The following is a 26,149-nucleotide window of genomic DNA, read 5'->3' as shown; positions in this document are numbered from 1 at the left end:
GTCCAGCAAAATTCAAAGATGCTTTTAGCGATTAGACAAGTTTTGGTATAATATCCAAAATTATAATAAATCATTTTAAAGGACGAATCGTGCAAAAAGAGCCGATGCTGGAAGAAACATACAGAAAATTATCGGAAGAGCTGGAACAGCTGAAATCAGTGGAAAGAGGGGTCATTGCCAAGGTCATCGATGAAGCACGTGAACTCGGTGACCTTAAAGAGAACGCAGAGTACCATGCGGCCAAGGACAAACAGGGGTTGATGGAAGCGCGTATCGCCGAACTGACCGATGTAGTAGGGCGTGCCCAGGTAGTCGATCCATCCACTTTTTCGCATGATCGTGTCAGTTTCGGCTCAACCGTGGTGCTGGTGGACCAGGATACGGATGAAGAAGTACGCTATGCCATAGTCGGCGGACAGGAATCAAACCCGCAGTCCGGTCTCATCTCCATTCAGTCGCCTATGGCAAGAGTGCTCATCGGAAAAGAAGAAGGGGATGAAGTGGAGCTTACCCTCCCCAGCGGTAAAAAATCCTATGACATCGAAGAGATACTCTACGAAGAGATCACTCTCGGCAAATAGTATTTAGTCGGATGTGGTAATATATATATTCCAAATGTAGGGTGCGTAATCACGCACCCAAAAGGACAGTAAAATGATAAATGTAGGTGTAGTAGGCGCCAGCGGATACACAGGACTTGAATTGGTCAAGATGCTGGTCACCCACCCGGGTTTCGAACTAACTTATCTGGCTACGACACAGGGCGATACGTCCATTGAAGCGTTACATCCTTCACTCGAAGGTGTCATCACACTGAGGGTGGAAAAAGCGGATGTTGATGCTGTAGCCAATGCCTGTGAACTGGTCTTTCTTGCCTTGCCCCACAAAGCTTCCATGGGCTTTGCCAAAGGACTCATCGAAAAAGGTGTCAAGGTTGTGGACCTGTCAGCGGATTACCGTCTGGAACTCGATACCTATGAAGCACACTATTGTGAGCATGAGGACAAAGCACATCTTGATGAAAGTGTGTATGCGCTCATAGAATACTACAGGGAAGACCTTAAGAAAGCCAGGCTTGCGGCCGGTCCGGGATGCTATCCTACGGCCACGCTGCTCGGTATTCTTCCTTTTATCCCCTATATTGATACTGCTGCGCCGCTTTTTGTCGATGCCAAGTCGGGTGTGAGCGGAGCTGGGAAGAAACTTTCAGAAACGACACATTTCGTAACGGTCAATGACAATATTTTTGCCTATAATCCGCTCAAACACCGTCATGCACCGGAGATAGCAGAAAAGATAGAAAAAATACACGGGGCAAAGATGAATGTGAATTTTGTACCGCATCTCATTCCGGCAACCCGGGGGGAGCTTATCTCTGTCTATGCTACGCTCAAAGAAAATATCGACCCTCTGGAAGTCCTGAAAAAACACTATGCCAATGACAAATTCATCCGCATCAGAGAAAAACCGGTTGACATCAAGAGTACGGCTGGAACGCACTTCTGTGACATCTTTGCTGCCAAGAACGGCAATGCACTTTTTGTCAACTCTGCCATAGACAATCTGCTGCGCGGAGCAAGTTCACAGGCACTGGCCGCGGCCAACCTGATGTGCGGATACGATGAAGGGATGGGATTGCCCGTGATTTCCTATATACCGTAGGAGAAGGTAGGATTATATTCACACCTTTTTCTTTATGCCTAATGAGCAATTAAAAATCCGCTTGCGGGTTTTTGATTGGTCTCCTTTGGTTTGTTAGGTATATTAATGATACTATGATAAATATTATACTTATAGGAATATAGTAAATATAAACAAGCAAAAAACCAAAACTATTAAATCTATTTAAAGATGTAGTATCACAAGAAAGCCATTTATCATAGCCATGATATAGAAGAGAAATATCGTCAATGAAAAATTTGCTCTTGTCTAATTTTCGATACCCATTGCCAACTGCTCCATAATCTATAGTTAAATTATTCGCATTTTCAATAAAAGTTGTAATCGTATTGAGATTGTCACTATTTCCCAGTTCAAATATATAGCTTATTCCAAAATCTGGATGCCCTGTTACTATCTGCCGTTTTATAGTAAAAGACTCTCCTTTATGCAAAGTATAATTAGATTGTTTTGAGCGAGGAAGATCGATTTCATAGGGAAAATATTCATTATGTGTAATATTTCTATCAGAAAGAACAGTGATTTTTTCATTTATAAGAGGATGAATAATCTTCCAATCACTTCGATCACTTTTCGCTGTATAAATTGAAGTCACTAGAAACAGTATATGAATAATGGAAATGGGTGATTTTTTAAATATTAAAATTATGGTGTCTAGAAAAAGATATATTACAAACGGAATTCCAAAAAAATATCCACTAAACCCATCATTCGTAACAGCTGCAATGATGCAAGAGTAGGCTATAATATAACTTACTATTCTACATATTTGTATAATTATCTGCAATCTGTTTTTCCTTTACCTAACGGGCGCGCTGATCATCATTACAGTATGATATCAAAATTATCCGTATTATTTAGTAGACACTAAATTAGCCGCTAACACCTCTTATTTTTCGATGTCTGCATAATATCTTATCTCAAAGTTGTTTGGAGAGAGATAATCCAAATAACTATGCCTTCTTTTCGAAGTAAAAGAAGGTGAACGTAATCGTAAGTTGGTTTTTGCTATCATATATTTATCACAGAAGAAAGAGCTAAAATGGCAAGACGGCTGCGTATTGAGAGGGCAGGGTATTATCACATTATCAATAGGGGTGTGGATAGGATAAGTATCTTTAGTCACCCTGGTTTATGCCTACTTTGAAGAGCTCATGTGTTTTCATATGAAAAGTTATGGGATCACACTGCATAACTACTGCCTGATGTTAAACCACTACCATCTACTCATAGAGATAAGGCAGGAAAACCTCTCAAAGTTCATGAGACAGCTCAATATGAACTACGCCATTTACTTCAATAAAAAATACAAAAGAACAGGGCATCTGTGGCAGGGGCTATCTGAGTGTCTGCAAAGTGCATGGATAGTGAAGCAGTACCATGAGAAGAAGGAAGCCATAAAAGCATTTTTAACGACTGATGTGGACAGCACAGAGCTGCAGGAGATGCGAAAAGCCTCAAGTCTGGTAGAAGCGCCCCATGTAGAGAAGCAGTTGGATAGCACGAGACTCAAAAAGTATTTTGAAAATGTGCAAACGACTAAAGAGAGAAATACTATCATCTGTAAAGCATACCAGGAGGGATATTCCCAACACAAGATCGCAAAAGTGTTGGGTTTGGCACAATCAACGGTAAGTGCGATAGTCAAGAAGGGGATGAGATGAGAATGATAGTAGAGGGTGCGTTGTTTGTTGCCGATTCTCATTATCCTCATCATGGTGATGGCTTTTTGACACTGCTTCAAAAACTGGAGAAGGGGGAAAGCAAAACTCCTCAACTTTTTTTAATGGGAGACAACTTCGACCTTCTTTTTGGCTACAATGACTACATACAAACTTTTTCTTCAGAGGCTATCCAGCTGTTGCAGGATCTTTCACGACAGATGGAGATACACTATTTTGAAGGCAACCACGACTTCTGCCTTCAGGAGCTTTTCCCCGATATAAATGTGTACAGCAGGGAAGATCAGCCTGTGTATTTTAAACTGGGGGAGAAAAAAGTGGGTATGTCCCACGGTGACAGATTTGCGACCGGAGCAGGGTATGACCTTTACTGCAGGATCATGCGCAGCAAGACCACCCTGACGATCCTGAAACCTTTTGAAAAAGCGATCATCAATGACAGGATGAAAAAACTTTTACAGAAAGATATCTGCCATACTTTTACAGGGTTCGAAAAGCGGGTAGAAATGATCATGAAAGATTATGCAGATTGCGATCTTGTGATCGAGGGGCATTACCATCAGGCCAGAGTAATAGGCAATTATATTTCCCTGCCTTCACTTGCCTGTCAGGGACAGGTTGCTGTGTTAAAAGAGGGAAGGATAGAATTCATTTCACTCTAAAAGGTTGATTTTTTCTCCCGGATCATACCATTATTTTCAGTCCAGTATGTCATAATGTTGACTATATCAAAACAGAGGACCAAACATGGCATTAGAAAATTTAACCGCGCAGAACTTTAACGAGAAAGTAGAATCCAGCGATATCGTCGTAATTGACTTTTGGGCACCGTGGTGCGGACCGTGCAAACAGTTCGCTCCGATCTTTGAAAAAACAGCCGGAGAATATCCGGATATTCTTTTCGGAAAAGTGAATACGGAAGAAGAACAGGAGTTGGCCGGACATTTCCAGATCCGTTCCATCCCGACGACCATTATTTTGAGAGACAATATCGCTATTTTCCAGCAGCCGGGTCTTATGCCCGAAGAGGGTCTCAAGGATGTTATCAGACAGGTGAAGGAACTCGATATGGATATGGTCCGAAAAGAGATCGCAGAGCAGCAGGCCGCCGGGAGTGCTGAGTAAATTCAACTCTTTTTCAAAGCAGAAGTACTTTAATTTCTGTTACAATGCCTAAAAAGAAAAACAGAAGGATATTTCCATGTCAGAGAAAGTACCCCAGAATATACCGGAGTATGATTTTGATATCATCAAAACTCTCAAAGAAGGCTTTAAAAGAATAGAAGGAAAAAAAGGACTGTTTGTTGGTGCATTTTTAATTTATGTGGCTGTGGCAATGGCTGTGCAGATGGTCTTGTCACTCTTCTTTCCTATGCAGAATGCAGCAGGACAGGAACATTTGCTTAACCAGCAGATCGTTACGCTTTTAAGTTACCCTGTACTGATGCCTATTATGGTGGGTATTATCATGCTGGCAGTTGACGATGCACGGGGCAAGCCGCTGAATATCAAGTCTGTTTTTGGCTATTACCACATGACATGGACCCTGGCTTTGGCAGGCGTATTGATCTACCTGATGACCCTTTTGGGTATTTTATTCTTTATTTTGCCGGGGATTTACCTGAGTGTGTCATATCTTTTTACCCTTCCTCTGATCGCTGACAAACAAATGCCGGTCTGGGATGCCATGGAACTCTCAAGAAAAACCATTACCAGGCACTGGTTCAAAGTATTTGGTCTTGTCCTGATTCTAAGTCTCCTGATGCTGGGCGGTATCCTGACATTCGGAATCGGCCTTGTCTGGGCGGTTCCTGTACTTTTTACCACCCTCTACGGTCTGCTCTATACCAGCATATTTGATGAGACAAACGCATAACCCGAAGATCTCCTCATAGAAAATAGCGTACAATGATTGCAGCAGCTACAGATTTCTATTTCGAGATGTGGGCATCAAGACAATCACCCGATCAGTTCTGAACACAGATCGAATCGGTTATGGGTCATCAAGTGTACTTTGCCGTGCATTTGCATGATCTCGTCAAAAATACGTTTTGAGAGTGAAAATCCCACGTCCTGCTCTTTGGCTTCGCCGTCCATTGCGGCAAGGTTCATTTCATCGATGATCTCTTTTGGAACACTGATACCCGGTACTTTATCGTCAATGAAGTTGGCAGTTTTTGCCCGTACAATAGGAAATTGGCCGAGGACAAGCTGTGCCTCTTTTGCTGTTTCCCGTACACTGATATTTTTTGCCTCTTCGAAGATTTCAAGGAGTTCTTGCGCATTGTCTGTATCGTAGACCGGCTGGGTAATGATGGCCCGTGCTCCGTAATTCAGTTTTTTGACCATACGCTTTTGAAGCTGTTTCATATCTTTGGCATAGGAATTGCTGACAGCGAACGGGTAAATGGGGCGTGGTGCCGGATTCAGCAGTTTGTTGGAATAGTCCACCCCGTTATTCAAATGGTAAATGATACTCAGCAGCAGGGTAGAGTCACGTTCAAGTACGCCTTTGACTTCCGGCTGGTCTGAAAATTTGGCCGGATCTCCGGTCAGTGCAAGAATACATCGCAGGTCGAAATCGTTGGCACCGAGCAGTGTGGACTGAAGAGAAAGTTTGTTCTTGTCTCTCATGCTCATGGTCGCTATGACCGGTTTGTTGAATGCCTGCTGGACCCTGATTGCAGAGAGCACCCCGCTCATTTTGAGTTTGGCGAGCGGATTGTCGGTACAGGAGAAGCCTGAGACTTTATTGTGAAGATCATATTTTTTAATATCTTCCAAGATGTGCTCTATGGACGCTCCGTGGGGGGGATTGACCTCCACTGTGATGAATTTTTTGGTCTTGTTGCATAAAAAATCGCAGAACTCGTCAAACATGTCTGTTCCCACTTATATAGTTTTAATTGGCTATAATTTTACCCAAATAATGTGAAGGGTCGGTTTACCGGCTGTGAAAAGAAAAGGGATATTATGCATAAACTGGCAGTTTTTGATTTTGATTCTACATTGATGGACGGTGAGACCATCGACTTTCTTGCCAAACCACTCGGGCTGGAAGAGCAGGTCGCTGCCATTACGGAACGGGCTATGGCGGGAGAGCTTGACTTTTTCAAATCACTTGTTGCACGTGTCGCCCTGCTTGAGGGGCTTGAAAAAGCGAAGGTTGATGCCATCTGCGGGAACCTGCCCCTGATGCCGGGCGCAGAGAAAGTTGTTGCAGGTCTCAAGGAGAGAGACTATACGGTCGTCTGTTTTTCCGGCGGTTTTCGCAATGCGACCAAACCCGCCTGTGAATACCTGGGAGTCGATGCGGATTTTTCCAATTTTCTGCATGACGAGAACGGCATACTGACAGGCAGGGTAGGGGGTGAAATGATGTACTCCGATGCCAAGGGCGATATGATCGTCCGTATGCAGAAACTTTTGGGCGTAAACCGGAAAAATACACTTGTGGTCGGTGACGGGGCCAATGACCTGAGTATGTTCGCCCATGCCGATACCCGGGTGGCATTCTGTGCAAAACCTGTACTCAGAGAAGCCGCAACACACTGCGTGGATGTCAAAGATCTGACAGAAATATTGAAGATTCTTTAATGCCTATGTTGATTTTTTCGCTGTAGGGCATGAGATGAAATCCCATTGCAGCATCAAAAGTATTGTTCAGCAGCTTTTGGAACACAGAAAAGATCTAATATTTGGAAATATTATAGCAATTGCCGCAACTTTGCTGGTGGTGGTCATTCCGCTTTTTATCCCTATCATCGTCGATGAACTTCTTTTGGGGAAAGACCATCATTTTATCTCCTGGATCTCCACACATATCTGGCAGACCGATACCAAAGGATATGTGATCGGTATTTTGGTGTTTATTATTGTTTTAAGGCTTTTGAGTACCTTCCTGTCGATATTCCAGACAAAGATATTTGTTTCCATATCAAAAAATATTACCTACAAAATGCGCGTTTCTCTCCTGAACCATTTAAAAGACGTATCACTCAAAGAATACGAGATGATGCGGGTAGGGGCAGTCACTTCAAAGCTTGTGACCGATGTGGAAACGATAGACGGTTTTGTCAGTACGACCGTTTCAAAACTTATTGTCTCTTCCCTCATCCTGCTCTTCTCTTCGGTCGTGTTGTTATGGATCCACTGGCAGCTGGCACTTTTTATTTTGCTGACCAACCCGGTAGTGGTGCTCTTTACTGTCAAACTTTCACGCAATATCGGCAAACTCAAAAAAGAGGAGAACCGGGCGGTAGAACTGTTTCAGTCCAGCTTGAACGAAACACTGGAACTTTTTCACCAGATACGGGCAGCCAACAAAGAGAGCTATTTTTTCAAACAAAGCGAGGCCAGGGCCAAAGAACTCAAAGAACATTCGGTCAATTACGGCTATAAAAGTGATGCTGCGATGAAACTCTCCTATCTGATCTTCCTGTCCGGATATGAGATCTTCCGGTCAGTCAGTATTCTTGCCGTAGCATATAGTGACTTGAGTGTGGGTCTGATGCTTGCAATCTTCTCCTACCTGTGGGTCATGGTGTCGCCAACCCAGGATATTATCAATTTTCAGTATGTCCTTGCTACGGCAAAAGCTGCATGCAGGCGAATCAACAGCATTTTTGACATGCACAGGGAACCTGTTGTAGAAGAGGGTGTCAATCCTTTTGAAGGGTCGGCTGCGATCGATATTGAAGTAAAGGATCTATCTTTTGCCTATATTGAAAAAGTTAATATATTAGAAAATATCAACATGAAGATCAATGCTGGTTCCAAAGTGGCGATTGTCGGTGCGAGCGGCAGCGGAAAAACGACACTGGCCAATATCCTGGTAGGGTTCTACCCGCTTGAGAAGGGAGAGATTCTGTATGGCGGTGTCTCAAACAGAAGACTGAAACTCTCTACAATCCGTGAAAATATTTACCTGATATTGCAACACCCTAAACTCTTTAATGATACAATGTTGTTCAATCTTACGCTTGGCAACAGTTACAGCGAAGCAGCGGTACAGAAAGCACTGCATATCGCACAGCTGGACAGTGTTATAGCAAGGTTGGACAAAGGGCTCGATACGCTGGTCGGAAAAGACGGTATCAAACTCAGCGGAGGACAGCGTCAGAGAGTGGCGATCGCACGGATGGTACTGTCCGATCCGAAAGTGGTGATCTTTGACGAGTCGACGTCGGCACTTGATGTGCATACCGAAGCAAAACTTTTCGAAGCGCTGCATGATTTTCTTCGTGAGAAAACGGTCATCACTATTGCACACAGGCTCAGTACGATCAAGAATGCAGCGTTCATTTATGTGCTTGAAGACGGTCATATCGTAGACAGCGGCACACCGAAAGAACTGCTTGCCAAAGACGAGAGTTATTTTTCACAAATGCTGTAGGGCAGTGTGCCCTCACAGCAGCAATCTGTTACAGCGTGATGTCAGAAGACAGCACCCTGCGGAAAACAAAGGTTTTATTTGGATATTTTTCAGGCGATAATCATCGGGATCATCGAAGGTTTTACAGAATTCCTTCCTATCTCTTCTACAGGACATATGATCGTGGCATCGAAATTTCTCGGTGTGGCAGAGACAGACCTTACCAAGGCGTATGAAGTGATCATCCAGTTTGCGGCCATTCTGGCTGTCATGCTGATTTACAGAGAAAAAATCACTTTCAGGAAGATCAACCTTTGGATGAAGCTGCTGTTCGCATTTCTTCCGCTTGCCATTGTCGGTTTCATTTTTAAAGACCAGGTCAAAGCACTTTTCAGTGTGCAGGTAGTGGCATGGATGTTCATTATCGGGGGTATCATCTTCCTGATCGTGGAACACTTTTACCAAGAGAAGGAAACACATGTCAAGGATGTCGAGAAGGTAAGCTGGACACAGGCATGGTGGGTCGGATTTGCACAGATCTTTTCGCTTATACCCGGAACAAGCCGTGCAGGTGCGACCATCATCGGCGGTCTGCTTTGTGGCCTGGACCGCAAAACATCTGCTGAATTCTCTTTTCTTCTGGCGATCCCCGTGATGGCAGCAGTCAGCGGTTATGACCTGCTCAAGCACTATCATGAGTTCGTCCATGCGAACTGGGGTGCCTTTCTGGTCGGTTTCCTGGTGGCTTTTGTTGTGGCCTATGCAACCATCAAGCTTTTTTTGGCATTCCTGCAGCGTTTTACCTTTGTACCTTTCGGTATCTATCGGATCGTTTTCGGTGTCATTCTGCTGGTGATGCTCTAAGCAGGGCTCTTTTGGTCCGGATACAAAACTTTGGGTTTATAGAAGTTCCTGCGGGGGTCTCTGTTAAGTTCAAAAAATATTTTGGACGCGAAACGGAAATTTTTTCCGTGATACTAAAAGAAGGTAACTTATGAAATTCAGTCAATTTAATTTTCATCGTGATATTGCAAAGGGAATCAAAATAGCAGGTTTTAAAGAACCGAGTCCCATTCAGAAAATGGCAATACCGATCATCGAAAGCGGAAAAGATCTGGTAGGGCAGGCACATACAGGTACAGGGAAAACTGCGGCATTCGGCCTGCCGATGATGGACAAGCTTGCCAAAGGCGAGATCGAAAGGGCACTGGTCATTACACCGACCAGAGAGCTTGCAACACAGGTGGCCGATGAATTGTATCATCTCGGACGCTTTGCGGGCATCAGGACACTGACCGTGTATGGCGGTGTAGGCTACGGCCGGCAGATCGCACTTATCCACAAAGGGGTACAGATCGTAGTGGCGACTCCGGGCAGGCTCAAAGATCTTTACCGAAAAGGGAAGATCGATGTACTCAATCCGGAGATCGTCGTACTCGATGAAGCAGACGAAATGCTCGATATGGGTTTCCTCGATGAGATCAAAGAGATATTTGAATATATTCCCCAGAACAGGCAGACACTGCTCTTTTCAGCAACCATGCCCGAGCCTATCAAGGAACTTGCCAACCATATTCTCTATCAGCCTGAATTCATTTCTGTGGTGGGGGAAGATGAAACGACCAACAATGTCATTGACCAGCGTTATTATGTCATTAACGAAAGCCAAAGAGATGAAGCCATTGTCAAACTGCTTGAGACCGAAGAGACAAACAAGTGTATTATCTTCTGCCGCATGAAGCGCGAAGTTGACAGACTGGCCGAATACCTTCAGGCACTCGGGTTCAATGCCGCTGGGCTGCATGGAGACCTTGAACAGCAGGACCGTGAAACAGTCATCAAAGCATACAGAAGAGGAGAAACAAAGATCATGGTGGCCACTGATGTCGCGGCACGCGGTCTCGATGTCAAAGATGTAACACACGTATTCAACTACCATATTCCTTTTGATCCCCAGTCCTATGTACACCGTATCGGGCGTACCGGAAGAGCAGGAAAGAGCGGGCAGGCGATTACACTGGTGACGACTGAAGAGTTCAGAGAGCTTCAGCGCATACAGAAAGAAGTCGGTGCAGAAATGCGTCTTGCAACTATTCAGGGCGGTGACGGTCTCGATGCGGCAAGTCTTGAATATCTTGCAGACGAGATCCGGGATATGCCTATCCACAATGAAGCGGAAAAACTGATCGAATATCTCGGAAACATAGACAAAACACTGCTTCTCGAAAAGATCATTTCCTGTTTTATCGACAAGGAACAGCAGAATGTCGGTTCACAGATCGGTTTTGACCAGCACACGGTCGATTCAATGCTCCAGGAATACAGCAGTGAGCAGAAAACAGGCAAAAGCAATCACCGGAGACGAAAAAGAAGATAGATAAATCAGAACGAATATATGATTATATCTTTTCCGGAAGATACAATCATACGATAAAGCACAGATAATACGTGATTTTTAACAAATAACAAGCAAAACTATTTTAAAATTTGTAACCTACATTAAAAAAAAGAAAAAGGGTATCCATCATGGAATACAGTTTAGTAGGCGAGAGCCTTAAATTTATGATATTGGGTATGTTGATCGTATTTGTCTTCCTGTATGTTCTGGTAGAAGTCATGAAACTTCAAGCCAAGATCATCAGCAAATATTTTCCCGAAAAAGAAATCCCGGTATCTACTTCCGCCTCCAGCACAACAGACACGGATGAAGAAGCACGCCGTACAGCAGCGATCATTGCCGCTGTTACAGAGTTTCGTAAAAAAAAATGACTACAATAAACTAAGCAAGGTATATTAAATGGCTAAAAAATATATAGATGTAATGGATACAACTTTCAGAGACGGTTTTCAGTCTGTCTTTGGCGGGCGTGTACTTATGGATGACTTTTTCCCGGCGGTCGAGGCTGCAAAAAAAGCGGGAATCACACACTTTGAATTTGGCGGCGGGGCACGTTTCCAGTCACTTTATTTCTATCTTCAGGAAGATGCCTTCAAAATGATGGATGGTTTCAGAGAGATCGTCGGCCCTGATGCGAACCTTCAGGTACTTTCCCGCGGGATCAATACCGTGATGCTCGATACGGGAAGCCGCGAAATGATCGATCTGTTTGCGAAAATGTTTGCAAAGCACAGTACGTCGACTGTCAGGAACTTCGATGCGCTCAATGATGCTCGTAACCTTGAGTATTCTGCACAGTGTATTAAAAAGTACGGTATGAACCATGAAGCTGTTGTCACGATGATGGATCTTCCTCCAGGATGCAAAGGCGCGCATGATGTGGCTTTCTATGAAAAAACATTGAGAAACATTCTTGACAGCGGCATTGAATTTGATTCTGTCTGCTTCAAAGATGCTTCCGGAACGGCCAACCCGCACAAAGTCTATGAGACGATCGCGATGGCAAGAAAACTGCTGGGTGACAGCGTACACCTCAGGCTGCATACCCATGAAACAGCGGGTGTTTCGGTTGCTTCCTATCTTGCAGCGCTTGAAGCGGGTGCCAACGGTATCGATATGGCGGCATCACCGGTAAGCGGCGGTACGTCACAGCCGGATATTCTTACGATGCTCCATGCAACCAAAGGAACAAACTACAACCTGGGTGATCTCAAACTGGACAAAGTACTGAAATACGAAGAGAGACTCAAAGAATGTCTTGCCGACTATATGATCCCTCCTGAAGCGACACAGGTTTCTCCGCTTATTCCTTTCTCTCCTATGCCTGGCGGTGCTCTGACGGCCAATACACAGATGATGAGAGATTCAGGAGATCTTGACAAATTTGACGAAGTGATCAAGGCGATGAAAGAAGTTGTTGAGCGCGGCGGATACGGTACGTCTGTGACCCCGGTAAGCCAGTTTTACTGGCAGCAGGCCTATGCGAACGTCATGTTCGGCCCATGGAAACAGATTGCTCCGGGATACGGCCGTATGGTACTGGGATATTTCGGGAAAACACCGGTAGAAGCAGACAAAGAGATCATGGAACTGGCTGCACAGAAGCTCAACCTGGATCCTACAACAGAGAATCCGCTTGATATTGCAGACAGAGATGAAACAAAATCGATCGCACACTGGACCAGGATACTCGAAGAAGAAGGTCTTGAAGTAACGGACGAGAATATTTTCATTGCAGGTGCATGTGATCAGAAGGGTATTGCGTTCCTGAAAGGCGAAGGGCCTCTCATGGTGAGAAAAGGTAAACAACAAAACAACAGTGGAGAAGCAGAAATGGCAGGAAATTATACAGTAGTGGTAGATGGCAAGAAATACAGTGTACAGGTAGCAGAGGGAGATGCTGATATCCAAATCTCCGAAGCGGCACCGGTAACAACACCGGCAGCAGCGGCACCGGTACCGGCAAACGGTGTCGGTTCGGTTGAGATACATTCCCAGACACCGGGCAATGTATGGAAAATCCTTAAAAACCCGGGTGATTCTGTTGCAGAGGGTGATGTGATCATGATCCTTGAAGCTATGAAAATGGAGATCGATATTACTGCACCTCAGGCAGGCAGGATCGCATCTGTCAACGTGAATGTCAACGACGCTATTGCAGACGGACAACTTTTAGCTACAATGGAGTAACTATGAAGCTCAAACATTTAATTCTCTCACTGTTGTTCGCCTTTGCGGCACTTACATCGACAGTGCAGGCAAGCGAAGGACACGAAGCGGCTGCTTCTGTCCCTGCTGCACAGACACAGAACGCAGCAAAGGTCTATGAAGAAAAGTCAGTCGGCCAGCTGATCGTGAGTTTTTTCAAAACCACAGGACTCAATGCGATCATTAATCCTAAAGAGGGTGTAAAGAACGGTGAAGGAAAAAACATTTCCCTTTTTGCGCAAAGCTGGGGGCGTGTGCTTATGTTCGCTATCATTTTCCTCCTTTTCTACCTTGCGATTGCCAAAGGATTTGAACCGCTTCTCCTGCTGCCTATTGCCTTCGGCGGACTTCTCGCCAATATCCCGATCGCCAATATGACTGGGCCGCACGGAATGCTGGGGATTATTTACAATATGGGTATTGCCAATGAATTTTTTCCTCTGCTCATCTTTATGGGGGTAGGGGCAATGACCGATTTCGGTCCGCTGCTTTCCAATCCGAAGACGGCACTGCTCGGCGGTGCGGCACAGTTCGGTATTTTCGGATCACTGGTAGGTGCAGCAGCACTTTCCCAATATACCGGGATGGTGGACTTTACGCTGAAACAGTCAGCTGCCATTTCTATCATCGGCGGTGCCGATGGTCCGACTTCGATCTTTATTGCGTCTGCACTGGCACCGGAACTTCTTGGAGCGATCGCGGTTGCGGCATACTCCTATATGGCACTGGTTCCGGTCATACAGCCTCCGATCATGAGAGCACTGACCAACCCCGAAGAGCGTAAGATCGTCATGAAAACGACCCGAAAGGTCAATCCGCTTGAAAAGCTGATCTTCCCGCTTGTAGTCATTATGATGATCGCCTTGATCCTGCCTGATGCAGCACCTTTGATGGGTGCCTTTGCCTTGGGTAACTTTGCCAAAGAATCAGGCGTGGTGGACAGACTGTCCAACGAAATGCAGAATTCACTGATCAATATCGTTACGATCTTCCTTGGTCTGGGTGTCGGTTCAAAACTTCAGTCCGATACCTTTCTTGTGGCAGAGTCGCTCGGTATTATGGTCATCGGTCTTTTGGCATTCTCTGCGGGAACAGCGGCAGGTGTTCTCATGGGGAAACTGATGAACAGGTTCTCCAAAGAGCCTATCAACCCGCTTATCGGTGCTGCAGGGGTTTCTGCGGTACCGATGGCGGCAAGGGTTGTTTCCAAAGTTGGTTCTGAAGAAAAACCGGGTAACATTCTGCTCATGCATGCCATGGGGCCGAATGTGGCCGGTGTAATCGGTTCAGCGGTTGCAGCAGGTGTATTGCTGTCCATATTCAAATAAGACAACTGGTACAGGGCTCTTAAAAAGAGTACCTGTCAGCAGTTTCAGATAAAAACTTTTCAGTGAGTTTTTATTTGAGACATGTGATGGACACTGTCCATTTTGCCTTACAAAATTATATAAAGAGGATACTATGAGTACCAGAACGCCCAACGGACTTGACAGACTCGGATTGAAAAATATCGGAGAAGTCTATTACAATTTGAGTTATGACGAGTTGCAAGCGCATGAAATAAACCAGGGAGAGTGCAAGATCTCTACTTCAGGTACGGCTATGTGTGATACAGGGATATTTACGGGAAGAAGCCCGAAAGACAAATATTTTGTTGATCAGCCGCCTTCCAACAAGAACATTGCCTGGGGTGATGTGAACAGACCGATCAAAAAAGAGATTTATGAAGAACTTCTGGATATCACACTCAATCAGCTTTCAGGCAAAAATATTTATATTACCGATGTCTATGCAGGGGCCAGCCCGGCAAGCAGAAGATCCATCAGGTTCATTACCGAAGTGGCATGGCAGGCACACTTTGTCAAAAATATGTTCATTCGTCCGACAGAAGAAGAGCTTGAAACATTTGAACCTGACTTTACTATGTATAATGCCTGCAAAGCAGTAGATGAAAAGTACAAAGAACACGGTCTTAATTCAGATGTATATGTGGTATTCAATATAGAAGACAATATTTCCATTATTGGTGGGACCTGGTACGGCGGAGAGATGAAGAAGGGGGTCTTCTCCATGATGAACTACTGGCTGCCGCTGGAAGGAAAACTCTCTATGCACTGTTCGGCAAATGTAGGGAAAGACAATGATGTCTGTCTCTTCTTCGGACTTTCCGGTACAGGCAAGACCACGCTCTCAACAGATCCGAACCGTGCACTCATCGGGGATGACGAGCATGGCTGGGATGACAATGGTGTTTTTAACTTTGAGGGCGGGTGTTATGCCAAAGTGATCAATCTTGATCCCAAAAGCGAACCTGAGATCCATGGGGCCATTGTCAAAGACGCACTGCTTGAAAATGTTGTGGCAGATGCGACGGGCCATGTGGACTATACGGACGGTTCAAAAACAGAAAACACACGTGTTTCCTATCCTATAGAGCATATTGAGAATCACAAAGATGATCTTCAGGCAGGTCATCCGAAAAATATCATCTTCCTGTCGGCAGATGCGTTTGGTGTGCTTCCTCCGGTCTCCAAACTGACCAAAGAGCAGGCAATGTACTATTTCCTGAGCGGATATACTGCCAAAGTAGCAGGAACGGAAAGAGGGATCACTGAACCGGTCGCTACTTTCTCTGCCTGTTTCGGTGAAGCATTTCTCCCGCTTCATCCAACGGTTTATGCCAAACTGCTCGGGGAAAAGATTGATGAGCACGGAGTGAACGTCTACCTGGTCAATACAGGATGGACAGGCGGGCCTTACGGTACAGGCAAGCGTATGAGTATCAAAAATACAAGGGCTTGTATCAACGGTATCCTAAACGGTTCTATTTTGGAGACTGAGTTCGATACACTCGATACCTTCAATCTTGCCATTCCCAAAACGCTTGAAGGTGTCGATACGGAAGTCCTCAACCCGAGAAACACCTGGGCTGACAAAGCAGAGTATGATGCTATGCTGGCAAAACTTGCCGGTATGTTCCAGAAGAACTTCCACCGTTATGATGACAATGGCGGAGAATTTGACTTTGCTTCGGCAGGTCCGCAGCTCTAATACTGCCTCCCTCCTGCAGAGGAAGGTTATTCATGTCAAAGTTTAGTGTAGCGCTTCACTTTTCGCTTTGGCGGACAGAAGAGCATTTTTCAGACTGCTTTCTGTCTCTTTAAGTTCTTCAAGTGCCCTGAGTCTGGCCGCTTTCCCTTCCTGTGCAATTTTTAGAGAGTCATTAAGCGTTTCGATAAGTGTATTGTTCGCCTTTTTGATGCTTTCGATATCGTAGATACCTCGTTCCATCTGTCTGCGTACTTCCTGATTTGCTTCACGCAGTCCGTCCGCATTTTTCTCAAGCAGTTCATTGGTGAGGTCACTTGCTTCTTTAATGCTTCTGGCTGCATCGTGGGAACGGAAGATCGTAATGGTCTGGGCCAGCTGGTTGCGCCACAGAGGTACGGTATTGACAAGGGTTGAAGTGATTTTGCTGATGAGCGACTTGTCATTTTCCTGTACCAGCCTTATGGCCGGCAGGGACTGCATTGCTACCTGTCTTGAAAGTTTGAGATCATACACTTTTCGTTCAAGGTCGTCCCTGAATCCGCGTATCTCTTTGAGTTCCTGTATGGCCATCATTTCCTGGCCTTCCGCTTTGGCGGCATACTCCGGTATGGTCTTTTCGTCAAGCTCTTTGAGTTTCTCTTCTCCGGCTTTGATGTAAAGCTCCAATCCCCTGAAATATTCGAGATTGGCTTCATAAAGTTTGTCCAGAGAGACTACATCTTTCATGAGCCGGCTTTTATGTTTTTCAAGCGCATTGGAAATCATATCAATCTGATCGCGTACTGCTTCATAGCTTTGCAGGAACGCAACGAGAGGTGAGGGCGCACCCAGGAGTTTTTTGTACCAGGGAAGTGATTTGTTGGGGTTGAGCTCATCGATATCAAAACCCCGGATGGCTCCCACGAGCTTACTGAGTGATTCTCCTGCGGCACCGATATCTTTATTTTGTACGCCGTCTATCATTCGGTTGGAGATTTCATCGAGTTTTTCCTGTGCTTCTGTTCCGAAATAGATGACAGAATTTCTGTTCTTTACATCCAGTCTGTCTATGGCCTCCTGCAATTGGCTGTGCTCCTCAGGCAATACTTCGGGTACCTCCGCTTCATGTTTTTCAATGCTGTTCTCAACCCTTTCTCTGACTTGTTCTTCCATACTTTTGTTCCTTTTCAGTGTTTGATCTGTTCTTTCAGTGTATCGATGTTGACGTCAAGGTCAAACCGGTCACCGGCTTTAAGGCGTTTCAGCTCTTTGGCCAAATGTGCTTCCACGTCATCCATCAGTGTAAGCAGTTTCTCTCTGGTAGCCGTGTCAATATTTTTTTCTTCGACCGTGTTGTAAGAGTGGATCACATCGGCTATGCCGTCCAAATAGACTACAAGAAATTTTCGGGCTGCCCGGATGTCCCTGGGGTCGTCGGTCAGTGCATCCAAAATCATTTGTGAACGTTTGACAGCCAGCTGCACTTTATCATGCAAAGGTCCATCCTCTATGTTGTCTGCAGCTTTTGTGATATCTGCCATCTTCTTTTCTGTTTCATTCAACATGTCCAGCACTATCCCCGAAGAGATATCGCCAAAATCCTTCAGCTTGTCTTTTCGCGGATCAACCCCGTAATAAAGAAGAAATCCTGCAAACGATACAGCAGAAAGAAAAAGCGAATTGAACAGGGTATAGTTTCCCGCGACGTGGGCAGTGTAAAACACGGTCACTGCAAGCAGGGCCGCTGCAAGTTGTTTGAAAGGTATTTGGGGGGCTTTGGCCAGTTTTGCCTCATGGTAGGCATCTTCCTGTTCAAAGCCTTTTCTGGCGACCCTGAAGGCAGTATACATCAGCAAAAAAGCCACAGAGTTCAGGAGAAGGGCTTTCAGGTTCAACGCGAACAGGGGAAAAATGACAGCAAAGAAAAGGGGCAGCAGAAAGAAATAGAAGAACCACCCGCGTTTGCGTTTCCATTGTCCTAAAATCGGGCTGTAATGCGGTTTGGAGGACATGGCTACCCCTGTATCAGTTTCATGAAAGGCGCAAAAACTGCCGCACCTACAGAAAAAAGCAAAAATATAAAACCGAATATTTTTTGATAAGCAGACACCGGCGATCCTTCCCTGTTTTTATATGATTTGTATGATATAATCATATACAACAAGGGTTAACAATAAGAAAATAGTCCGAAATGCATAATGCTTCCCCAAACAGATCTCTTTTTAATTATAATTTAAAGTATTTAATCCTATAATTAACTAACCAGTTAATTAATTAGGATAGCTATGTCTAAAAAAATACATAAACGTGATGCGGAAGCCTCCAAACAGCTGATCATTACCCATGCCATAGAACTTTTTTCCCAAAAAGGCTATGCTTCAGCTTCGATGGATGAGCTGGCGGAACGCTGCGGCCTGAACAAAGCGATGGTCTTTTACTACTTCAAGAACAAAAAGGGGCTTTACGAAGCGGTCATGCGTGAAGTGCTTGAAGAGATACAGAGAACGATCATTGAAGAAAACAAGACCCATAAAAAACCGGAAGCGGAGCTGGAAGGCTTTATCCGTACCTATGCAAAGTTTGCCTGTGCACATCCCTATCTGCCTTCTTTGCTGCTCAAAGAGCTCAGTGACAGCGGGGCGGTTATACCCGATATGCTTTTTACTTCTATGCGGCAGCTTTTTGCACTTTTCAATGATATTCTGAAGCGCGGAGAAGAAAAAGGATGTTTCCACGATCCGATACCCATGATACTCTATTTTATGATTCTGGGGACACTCAATCTTATGATCACGACCAAGCCGCTGCGTATCAAAGCAGCCAAACTGGGAGATATAGAGATTGATACCTGCGATCAGTGCGATATCGATGATATCGCCGACTATGTGATCAAAAAAATGAAATTAATGCTAAAGGAGTGTGAATGAAATTGAAACTGTACAAAATAGGGGTCTCACTGTTCCTCGCAGGACAGCTGTCCCAGGCAGCAAGCATTACAGCGCTGCTCGATGCCCTTGATCACAGACCGGAGAGCAGGCTGGACCTGCTTGATGTCCAAAAAAGCAGTCTGGGAGAGCAGGCGCTCAGTGACAAACTGATGCCCAAAGCCGATCTCTATGCAGGCTATGAGATCTATAATTCACCCAACGGTTTGCTGCCGGTCGCTCCAAACGAACTGATCGGGATGGTCAAAGACCAGAAGATAGGACAGCCTTTCAGCAAACAGATCATGCGCGAAGGGGCGAGTTTTACCTGGCCGCTTTTTGTCAAGTCGATCTATACGCTCAAAGAAAAAGCCAGACTGCTCAATCTTGCAGCCAAAGAAAAACGGAAGCTCAGCCTGATCCAGCGTCAGGCGGTCGTCGTGGGGTCTGTGGCACAGCTGCGTTACCTCGAAGCACTCAAGTCGGCACTGAAAGCCAAAAAACGTTCTATCCTGCAAACAGCTGTGAGTACCAAACTCAAAGTCAAAGAAGGACGTGCCCCCCAAAGTGCCCTGTTTATTTTGAGCAGCCATATCAATGAGCTTGATATTGCGTTGAACAATATTGCACAGAATATCAACCTGCTTACGGCAAAAATAGAAACCCTGACCGGTGTATATCTCAAGGGCAGTGTGCCGCTGAGACTGAAAAGAAAGGTACATAAAGGAGAGATCTTCGCCCTTAAACCGCTCTATCAGAAAGTAGAAGCAAGCAAAAAAGGTATGAAAGCGGCAGATGAGGCCTATATACCGAGTATCGTGACCAAAGGAAGCTATACCTATTCGCAGGCAGATGCCTATAACAACGGAAAACGTGTCCATGAACATTTCGGTACGGCTGGTCTTTACATTACGATGCCGCTTTTTGACAGCAGCAAAGGAACTGCTTCACAGGAAGCGAAACTGGACTATCTTAAGGAAAAAACGGAATATGACAAAACGAGTCATTCACTTACGGTTCAGGCGAAACAGCTCAGCCGGGAAATAGGGCTGCTTAAACGTTCGATCGTTTTGGCCAAAAAAAGTGTTTCGGACCAGCAGAAACTGCTTACCATTGCCAAAGTTTCATTTTCCAACGGTACGATCACAGAGGAAGAATATCTGCGCTATGAAGATGCCTTGGCGAATGCCAAAGCCAACCTTTACAGTTTTCGGGCAAAGAAGTGGCAGGATGTTGCCGAGCTGGCCGTTATTTACGGCAATAATATGAAAGGAATCGTAAAATGAAAAAAGTGTTAAAAATACTGCTGTTTTTGGTTATTATCGCTGCTCTGGCAGTATTGGGTATAAAGTTGATCCACGACAAACGTGCCAAAGAGGCATCGCTGCCGCCTGCAAAGATCTATCCGATCGTAGTGAAAACGATGGTACCCAAGGCAGCCGAAGACAAACTGACACTGCCTTCTCTGGCGCAGACAGTCAACGAGACAGATGTAACCCTTTCTTCACGTATCGCATCGCGTGTTGAACAGATCGTTAAAAGCGGTATGGCGGTTAAAAAAGGAGATGTTGTTGCCAAACTCGATACAACAGACATTACGGCCAATACCGAAGCACTTAAAGTAGCGCTTTCCAATCTGCTTAAAAGCCACAAGCGTACCCAGGCTCTGTACCGGGTCAAAGGTGCTTCCATTGAGCAGCTGCAGAAAGAACAGTCAGAAATAGCGTCACTTAAAGCCAAGCTCAAGGCTGTGGAAAACCAGCTCAGCTATGCGACGATCACAGCACCGATCTCCGGAATTGTGGCTAAAACCTTTGCTGCGGTGGGTGATGTCACTATGCCGGGCAAGCCGATGGTCCAGATCAGTGCGGAGAGTGGTTTCAGTCTGCTGGTACGGACACCGCAGGATATCGTACCCAAAGCGGTACTCTTCGGAGGAAAAGAATATGCCCTTCATGCACTGAACAGTACGTTTAACGGACTGAATGAATATAAAGCCTATGTCAAAGACAGCCATGGCTTAAGTGCGGGAGAAAGAGTGGAAGTCAATGTCGTGGTTTTTGAAGGCAAAGCGATCGAACTGCCGTTTGACGCTGTACTGAACAGAGAAGGCAAAAGTTATGTCCTTGTTGTCAGCAAAGATCGTGCCGTTCCCAAAGAGATCCATATCGTACAGAGTGCGGAACAGGGTGTTGTGATCTCCGATGATCTCAGCGGAAAAAAGATCGTAGTGGCCAAACCGGATATATTGCTGAAGCTCACCAGCGGGTATGTGCTTAAAGTGAAGGAGTAGAGAATGTTTTCATTTTTTTACAAAAGGCCCTATCTGCTGTATTCCGTGATTGCAGCCTTTTTCATTATGGGGATCATTGCACTGGTGACACTGCCCAAAAACCTTTTCCCCGATGCCAACCCTCCTGAAGTCATTGTCATTACGAATGTGCCCGGTGCAACGGCACAGGTCGCGGCTTCGACTGTTTCCAAACCGATCGAAGAGGAGATCTCCCGTCTTGGACTTGTAACCGATGTCAGCTCTGTGAATGTGGCGAACTACTCCATTGTCAAAGCGGATTTCGGCTACAAAAAAGGATTGAATGCCGCAGCGGTGGATGTAGCGAATGCCCTGAGCATCGTAAAGGCGAAACTGCCCAAAGGTACCAACCCTGCCATTTATACCGCCGGGGATTTTACCCTGCCGGTAGATGTGATCTCCCTGAGTCCCAAAAACAGCGCTATCAGTCTTGCCGATATCAGAAAAATTGCGGACAGTTTCATCAAACCGCATTTGCTCAGCAACAAGAAGATAGGCAATGTTGAAGTCTTTGGGGGCTATCAGAGTGCTATCAATATAGAAGTAGATCCGTTCAAAGCGAAAAAATACCATGTGAACTTCGAAACGATCGCCAAAGCCATAGGAACACTCAACCGCGATATGCCGATCGGTTTCATCAAAGGCAAAAATGATTTCTATACGGTGACCTTTTACGGGGAAAAAGACAATATCCAGCGCCTGAAACAGCTTCAGATCATGCCGAATGTACGTTTGGGCGACATTGCAGATATTCAGTGGAGTTACCAGAAACGGACAAGCGGCTACATCGGTAACGGAACAGATGCCATTGCACTTTCCATACAGCGTGCACCGGGAGGAAGCGTACTTGATGTAAGTAAAGCGGCACGGGCAGAAATGAAGGACCTTGAGGCGAAATATCCCAATATCCGGTTCCAGATCTCAGATACACAGAGAGATCTTATCGAGCAGGCGAATGACAATATGCTTGAAGCCTTGCGGGATGCCATCATCTATACCCTGCTGGTCATTATGATCTTTTTGGGGAATTTCCGTGCTATTGTTGCTGCGGGACTTTCCATCCCTATGGTGTTTTTCTCAACCATGGCGATCATCTGGCTGACCGGCGGCGAGCTGAATATCGTTATCTATACTGCGATCATCCTGGCACTGGGAATGCTGACCGATGATGCGGTCGTGGTGCTGGAGAACATCGAGCGGCATCTGACCGAAGGACATGAGAAGCTTGAAGATGCTATTACGAAGGGGACCAAAGAGGTTCTCAGCCCGGTTTTTGCGGGTACCATTGCAACGATCGCTATTCTTTTTCCCCTGATGTTCATCGGCGGATTTCCGGAGAAGATCTTCAAACCGCTCATTGAAACGCTGATCATCGCACTGCTGGTGAGCTGGTTCCTTTCTATTACATTCATTCCCTTGCTTTCAAAGTGGCTGTACAGGAATGGTGTGGGAAAAACAAAGATCGAGAACGGTTTTGAATGGTTCTATCAGCATACCATCGGAAAACTGGTTGGTCCCTACGAGGGGATCATTAAGTTTTCCAACGGAAAGTTCTGGTTTGCCAGACGAATGATGCTTACCATGGGTGTGATCGCTATTTTGGTACTGAGTATGAAAAATATCATGCCTACCATTGGTAAAGATGCCATGCCGCCGATGGATACCGGGATCATCAAGGCACAGATTGCGTTCAGTGCAAACGAAACAGTTGACAGTGCCGAGCGCAAGATACAGCCGTTCTTGAACTGGCTTGACAAACAAAAATGGGTCAAAATGAGCTCGGTCGCGTTCGGAACGGAACCCGGAGTGCTCAGCCTTGGTTCGGGTAACCTTCCGGCAGAAGCGACCATTACCATTAATGCGGTAAACCGTTTTAAACGAAAACAAACCATGTGGCAGCTTGAGAATGTCATTCGTGACAGACTTTCCCATACAGAAGGGCTCAAACGCAATGATGTGTTTGACTTCGGGGCGACGGCACTCTCTTCCATTAAAGCGACAGTCGACGTGCGTCTGAGTTCTCCCTATGTTGACGGACTGCCGAATGTTTCGCATGAAGTTGCCAAAGCCATTCAGGATGTGAAGGGACTGACGTCTATCAGTACGAGCTGGGACAAGGACTTCATGGAAGTGGAACTTGATATCGATGAGAACAAGGCGCTCAGCTACGGTATTACGCCGTATCAGATCGCGATGCAGCTGCCGATCAAAGGACAGATCGTAGGACTCAATGCTAATTACCAGTCGATGAATACGCAGTATGTCAGGCTCTATCTGAAAGGAAAATTCTCCCAGAACATAGAGACACTCCGGCTGCTGCCTATCGCAACACCCAAAGGGGAGATACCGCTCAGCCAGATCGCGACGCTCAAGCGGCATTTGACCTTTGCGAAGATAGAACGTGACAAAATGCTCTACAGTGTGGATGTCAACGGCTACCGGGCCAAACGTCCGGTCACACACCTGACGGACGATACAGTTGCCGCACTCAAAGATGCCAATATCACGGATATCCAGATCGATCAGACAGGGGATATCGCACAGATCAACGACAGTTTCAAACGTATGCTTAAAGCCATAGGGCTGGGAGTGGTCATTCTGCTAATGACACTGATCGCGATCTACCGTTCGGTCCGGCTGGCGTTCATTATGATCCTGGTACTGCCGCTGTCCCTCATAGGGGCGGCGTGGGGGATGCTGCTCTTTGACAAACCGAGCTGTATGCCGAGTCTGCTGGGAATCCTGCTGCTTTTTGGTATCATCATCAAGAATGCCGTCCTGCTGATAGACTTCTATCAGGATTACAGAGAAAAAGGAGAGAGTCCCTTTGAAAGTGCCCAGGAAGCGGTACGCGTGCGTTTCCGTCCGGTCATGATGACGGCGTTCGGTACTATTGCGGGGATGATCCCTATCGCATTGGAACAGGCGGTCGGGCTGGAGAGACTTTCACCGCTCGCAGATGTCGCCATCGGTGGTCTGCTGGTCGGTACACTGCTGACACTGGTCTATGTACCGATGTATGCATACATCTTCGACAGTGGCAACAAGAAAACGAATCCGCTTGAGAAAGTGGAAGAAGCTATTGAATCATAAGGGGACAGGATGAATTGGAAAGCATTTTTTGCCTATGGTGAGAAAGTACCCGGCTATGAAGTGCGGGTACTGAATGAAAGAGAGGCGCGTGCTGCGGCTGCGATTCTGTTCGTGGGTGCCTTTCTGGGACTTGCCAACGGTGTCATGCTTGGTACCGCAGTTTTTTCAGAATATTTCGTGACCTTTTTTGCGATCGATTTCACTCTGCGGATCATTCAGCCCCGGTATGCGCCCAGTCTGATGCTGGGACGTTTTTTCGTGCAGAACCAGAAGCCGGAATATGTGGGTGCCGCACAGAAGCGATTTGCCTGGTCACTGGGGTTCATTCTTGCCTGGCCGATGTTCTACTATCTGGTCATCGACTTTCAGCCCAATCCGCTGAAAGTCCTCGTCTGTCTCATTTGTATGGCGCTGCTCTTTTTTGAAGCGGCTTTTTCCATCTGCCTGGGCTGCAAGATCTTTGAATGGGTGAAGGGGAAAGATCCCAAGTACTGCCCGGGCGGTGTGTGTGAAATGAACATTAAGGAACCCATCCAGACCTTTTCTCCGGCACAGAAAGTCATCCTCATCATCACGGTGCTGGTCATGGGGTACGGTATTTTCGCCTATTTTACCAAACTGCCAGACAGAACGGTTTTTGTCAAAAAGATGAAGACACTGATGATGAGCCAGGCAGAGCTTGACAAGATACAAAAAGCGAAAGAGAAAGCGGAAGAAGATGCCTTCTTCGACGATGACGAAGACAATGAATGATACGTTTTCTCTTTGAAGCACTCCTTTTGGAGTGTTTTGAAGATAGAACAGTTTGTTTTATCTACTAAACATCTTGCCAAACATGGAAGTGGTACTTTAGCTCCATCTTGTGACGAGGCTAGAGCCGTCATTTCCAATACATTTTGCAAGAACTATATTATTTTAAAGGAATACATGATGCAAGCACCAACACCCGAACAGGTAGAAGCGATGATGGTAGAAAAAATGGGAGCGCTTCCCCAGAGTCTGAACAGCGCTAAAGCGATCGATCCGAGATTTCTCGTCGAGCAGGCGATGAGCAGCAAATTCAGCGTACAGGATGAGAAAAACCCGTTCGATCCGAAAATATCGATGATGATTGCACTGGCAGCTTCCATTACACTGGGAAGTGAAGAGTGTATTATGGAGCAGACAAGAATGCTTAAAAAAATGGGCATCAGCAAAGAAGAACTGGCGTATTTGGTAAAAATTGTCAAACATGCACAGAGCAGTGCGGTGATGGGCAATGCCAAAGCGGCTTTCGATACTTTCGAGAGCTAAAGAAGAGTAAAGGAGCAGAAAATGGTCGAGACGATAGAGCGTGACAGGAACGACCTCTTCGCCTACAAATGGGGAGAACGTTTTTTCAAAAACCCGAAGACGCTTTTTGTCGTAAGAAGTGTAGCACTGGGTGTATTCGTTTATGCGCTTGCCTAT

Annotated in this window: 24 protein-coding genes; 20 read left to right on the top strand and 4 right to left on the bottom strand. The window is 45.7% G+C overall.

The annotated features are described in order from the left end of the window. Positions 1-89: 89 nt before the first annotated feature. Both greA and argC read left to right on the top strand, forming a co-directional pair. Positions 90-581: a transcription elongation factor GreA gene (greA, locus tag F8L24_RS10555; RefSeq protein WP_294955411.1), complete on the top strand. Its 492-nt coding sequence runs from the start codon at positions 90-92 to the stop codon at positions 579-581. A gap of 73 nt (positions 582-654) precedes the next feature. Beyond that, a complete protein-coding gene (gene argC, locus F8L24_RS10550; protein WP_294955410.1) occupies positions 655-1,662 on the top strand; it encodes an N-acetyl-gamma-glutamyl-phosphate reductase in 1,008 nt (335 codons plus the stop codon). Between the two features lie 49 nt (positions 1,663-1,711). On the opposite strand, the gene F8L24_RS10545 is transcribed toward argC, so the two are convergent. After that, positions 1,712-2,467, bottom strand: coding sequence for a hypothetical protein (locus F8L24_RS10545; RefSeq protein ID WP_294955409.1), 756 nt, complete (start codon positions 2,465-2,467; stop codon positions 1,712-1,714). A gap of 379 nt (positions 2,468-2,846) precedes the next feature. Here F8L24_RS10545 and F8L24_RS10540 point away from each other — a divergent pair, with 379 nt between their 5' ends. The 4 genes from F8L24_RS10540 (at position 2,847) to F8L24_RS10525 (ending at position 5,238) form a co-directional block, all read left to right on the top strand. After that, the gene (locus tag F8L24_RS10540) at positions 2,847-3,344 is read left to right on the top strand and encodes a transposase (protein ID WP_294955408.1); all 498 of its coding nucleotides are present in this window, start codon (positions 2,847-2,849) and stop codon (positions 3,342-3,344) included. Further along, positions 3,341-4,024, top strand: a complete 684-nt coding sequence (locus tag F8L24_RS10535; protein ID WP_294955407.1) for a metallophosphoesterase — start codon at positions 3,341-3,343, stop codon at positions 4,022-4,024. The genes F8L24_RS10540 and F8L24_RS10535 overlap by 4 nt, the downstream gene beginning before the upstream one ends. Before the next feature lie 85 nt (positions 4,025-4,109). Continuing rightward, positions 4,110-4,487: a thioredoxin gene (trxA, locus tag F8L24_RS10530; RefSeq protein WP_294955406.1), complete on the top strand. Its 378-nt coding sequence runs from the start codon at positions 4,110-4,112 to the stop codon at positions 4,485-4,487. A gap of 76 nt (positions 4,488-4,563) precedes the next feature. Beyond that, positions 4,564-5,238 carry a hypothetical protein gene (locus F8L24_RS10525; RefSeq protein WP_294955405.1) on the top strand — a complete coding sequence of 225 codons (675 nt, stop codon included), beginning with the start codon at positions 4,564-4,566 and terminating at the stop codon, positions 5,236-5,238. A gap of 83 nt (positions 5,239-5,321) precedes the next feature. Here F8L24_RS10525 and F8L24_RS10520 read toward each other — a convergent pair whose 3' ends face one another. Then, entirely contained in the window at positions 5,322-6,242 is a 921-nt protein-coding gene (locus F8L24_RS10520) for a methylenetetrahydrofolate reductase (protein WP_294955404.1), read from the bottom strand. Positions 6,243-6,335: 93 nt separating this feature from the next. On the opposite strand from F8L24_RS10520, the gene serB reads away from it, so the two are divergent. The 8 genes from serB to pckA all read left to right on the top strand — a co-directional run bounded on the left by serB (position 6,336) and on the right by pckA (position 16,393). Beyond that, positions 6,336-6,959 (top strand): phosphoserine phosphatase SerB, encoded by a 624-nt coding sequence (gene serB, locus F8L24_RS10515; protein ID WP_294955403.1) that lies wholly within the window; start codon positions 6,336-6,338, stop codon positions 6,957-6,959. Between the two features lie 34 nt (positions 6,960-6,993). Then, entirely contained in the window at positions 6,994-8,757 is a 1,764-nt protein-coding gene (locus F8L24_RS10510; RefSeq protein ID WP_294955402.1) for an ABC transporter ATP-binding protein, read from the top strand. A 78-nt stretch (positions 8,758-8,835) separates the two neighbouring features. Then, on the top strand, positions 8,836-9,600 hold the full coding sequence (locus F8L24_RS10505; RefSeq protein ID WP_294955401.1) for an undecaprenyl-diphosphate phosphatase: 765 nt from the start codon (positions 8,836-8,838) through the stop codon (positions 9,598-9,600). Positions 9,601-9,730: 130 nt separating this feature from the next. After that, positions 9,731-11,113 (top strand): DEAD/DEAH box helicase, encoded by a 1,383-nt coding sequence (locus tag F8L24_RS10500; protein ID WP_294955400.1) that lies wholly within the window; start codon positions 9,731-9,733, stop codon positions 11,111-11,113. Between the two features lie 149 nt (positions 11,114-11,262). Continuing rightward, on the top strand, positions 11,263-11,505 hold the full coding sequence (locus F8L24_RS10495; protein WP_294955399.1) for an OadG family protein: 243 nt from the start codon (positions 11,263-11,265) through the stop codon (positions 11,503-11,505). 28 nt (positions 11,506-11,533) lie between these two features. After that, positions 11,534-13,324: a biotin/lipoyl-containing protein gene (locus F8L24_RS10490; protein ID WP_294955398.1), complete on the top strand. Its 1,791-nt coding sequence runs from the start codon at positions 11,534-11,536 to the stop codon at positions 13,322-13,324. Positions 13,325-13,326: 2 nt separating this feature from the next. After that, on the top strand, positions 13,327-14,670 hold the full coding sequence (locus F8L24_RS10485) for a sodium ion-translocating decarboxylase subunit beta (protein WP_294955397.1): 1,344 nt from the start codon (positions 13,327-13,329) through the stop codon (positions 14,668-14,670). Between the two features lie 133 nt (positions 14,671-14,803). After that, a complete protein-coding gene (gene pckA, locus F8L24_RS10480) occupies positions 14,804-16,393 on the top strand; it encodes a phosphoenolpyruvate carboxykinase (ATP) (RefSeq protein ID WP_294955396.1) in 1,590 nt (529 codons plus the stop codon). Between the two features lie 42 nt (positions 16,394-16,435). On the opposite strand, the gene F8L24_RS10475 is transcribed toward pckA, so the two are convergent. Beyond that, positions 16,436-17,545, bottom strand: coding sequence for a toxic anion resistance protein (locus F8L24_RS10475; protein ID WP_294955395.1), 1,110 nt, complete (start codon positions 17,543-17,545; stop codon positions 16,436-16,438). A gap of 14 nt (positions 17,546-17,559) precedes the next feature. Continuing rightward, positions 17,560-18,384 (bottom strand): 5-bromo-4-chloroindolyl phosphate hydrolysis family protein, encoded by an 825-nt coding sequence (locus tag F8L24_RS10470; protein ID WP_294955394.1) that lies wholly within the window; start codon positions 18,382-18,384, stop codon positions 17,560-17,562. A 273-nt stretch (positions 18,385-18,657) separates the two neighbouring features. Here F8L24_RS10470 and F8L24_RS10465 point away from each other — a divergent pair, with 273 nt between their 5' ends. From F8L24_RS10465 to F8L24_RS10440, 6 genes are all read left to right on the top strand, one after another. Beyond that, positions 18,658-19,299 carry a TetR/AcrR family transcriptional regulator gene (locus F8L24_RS10465; RefSeq protein ID WP_294955393.1) on the top strand — a complete coding sequence of 214 codons (642 nt, stop codon included), beginning with the start codon at positions 18,658-18,660 and terminating at the stop codon, positions 19,297-19,299. Then, entirely contained in the window at positions 19,296-20,582 is a 1,287-nt protein-coding gene (locus tag F8L24_RS10460) for a TolC family protein (RefSeq protein WP_294955392.1), read from the top strand. The genes F8L24_RS10465 and F8L24_RS10460 overlap by 4 nt, the downstream gene beginning before the upstream one ends. Continuing rightward, positions 20,579-21,589 carry an efflux RND transporter periplasmic adaptor subunit gene (locus F8L24_RS10455; protein WP_294955391.1) on the top strand — a complete coding sequence of 337 codons (1,011 nt, stop codon included), beginning with the start codon at positions 20,579-20,581 and terminating at the stop codon, positions 21,587-21,589. The genes F8L24_RS10460 and F8L24_RS10455 overlap by 4 nt, the downstream gene beginning before the upstream one ends. A gap of 3 nt (positions 21,590-21,592) precedes the next feature. Continuing rightward, positions 21,593-24,700, top strand: coding sequence for an efflux RND transporter permease subunit (locus tag F8L24_RS10450; RefSeq protein ID WP_294955390.1), 3,108 nt, complete (start codon positions 21,593-21,595; stop codon positions 24,698-24,700). A gap of 9 nt (positions 24,701-24,709) precedes the next feature. Further along, positions 24,710-25,453, top strand: a complete 744-nt coding sequence (locus F8L24_RS10445) for a DUF4395 domain-containing protein (protein ID WP_294955389.1) — start codon at positions 24,710-24,712, stop codon at positions 25,451-25,453. Positions 25,454-25,630: 177 nt separating this feature from the next. Beyond that, positions 25,631-25,993 carry a carboxymuconolactone decarboxylase family protein gene (locus F8L24_RS10440; protein ID WP_294955388.1) on the top strand — a complete coding sequence of 121 codons (363 nt, stop codon included), beginning with the start codon at positions 25,631-25,633 and terminating at the stop codon, positions 25,991-25,993. Positions 25,994-26,149: the final 156 nt, after the last annotated feature.

The organism is Sulfurovum sp., assembly GCF_015493435.1.
In the GTDB taxonomy this organism is placed as follows: domain Bacteria; phylum Campylobacterota; class Campylobacteria; order Campylobacterales; family Sulfurovaceae; genus Sulfurovum.
The sequence above is the reverse complement of the archived record's forward strand: the minus strand, read 5'-3'. Positions and strand labels throughout refer to the sequence as shown.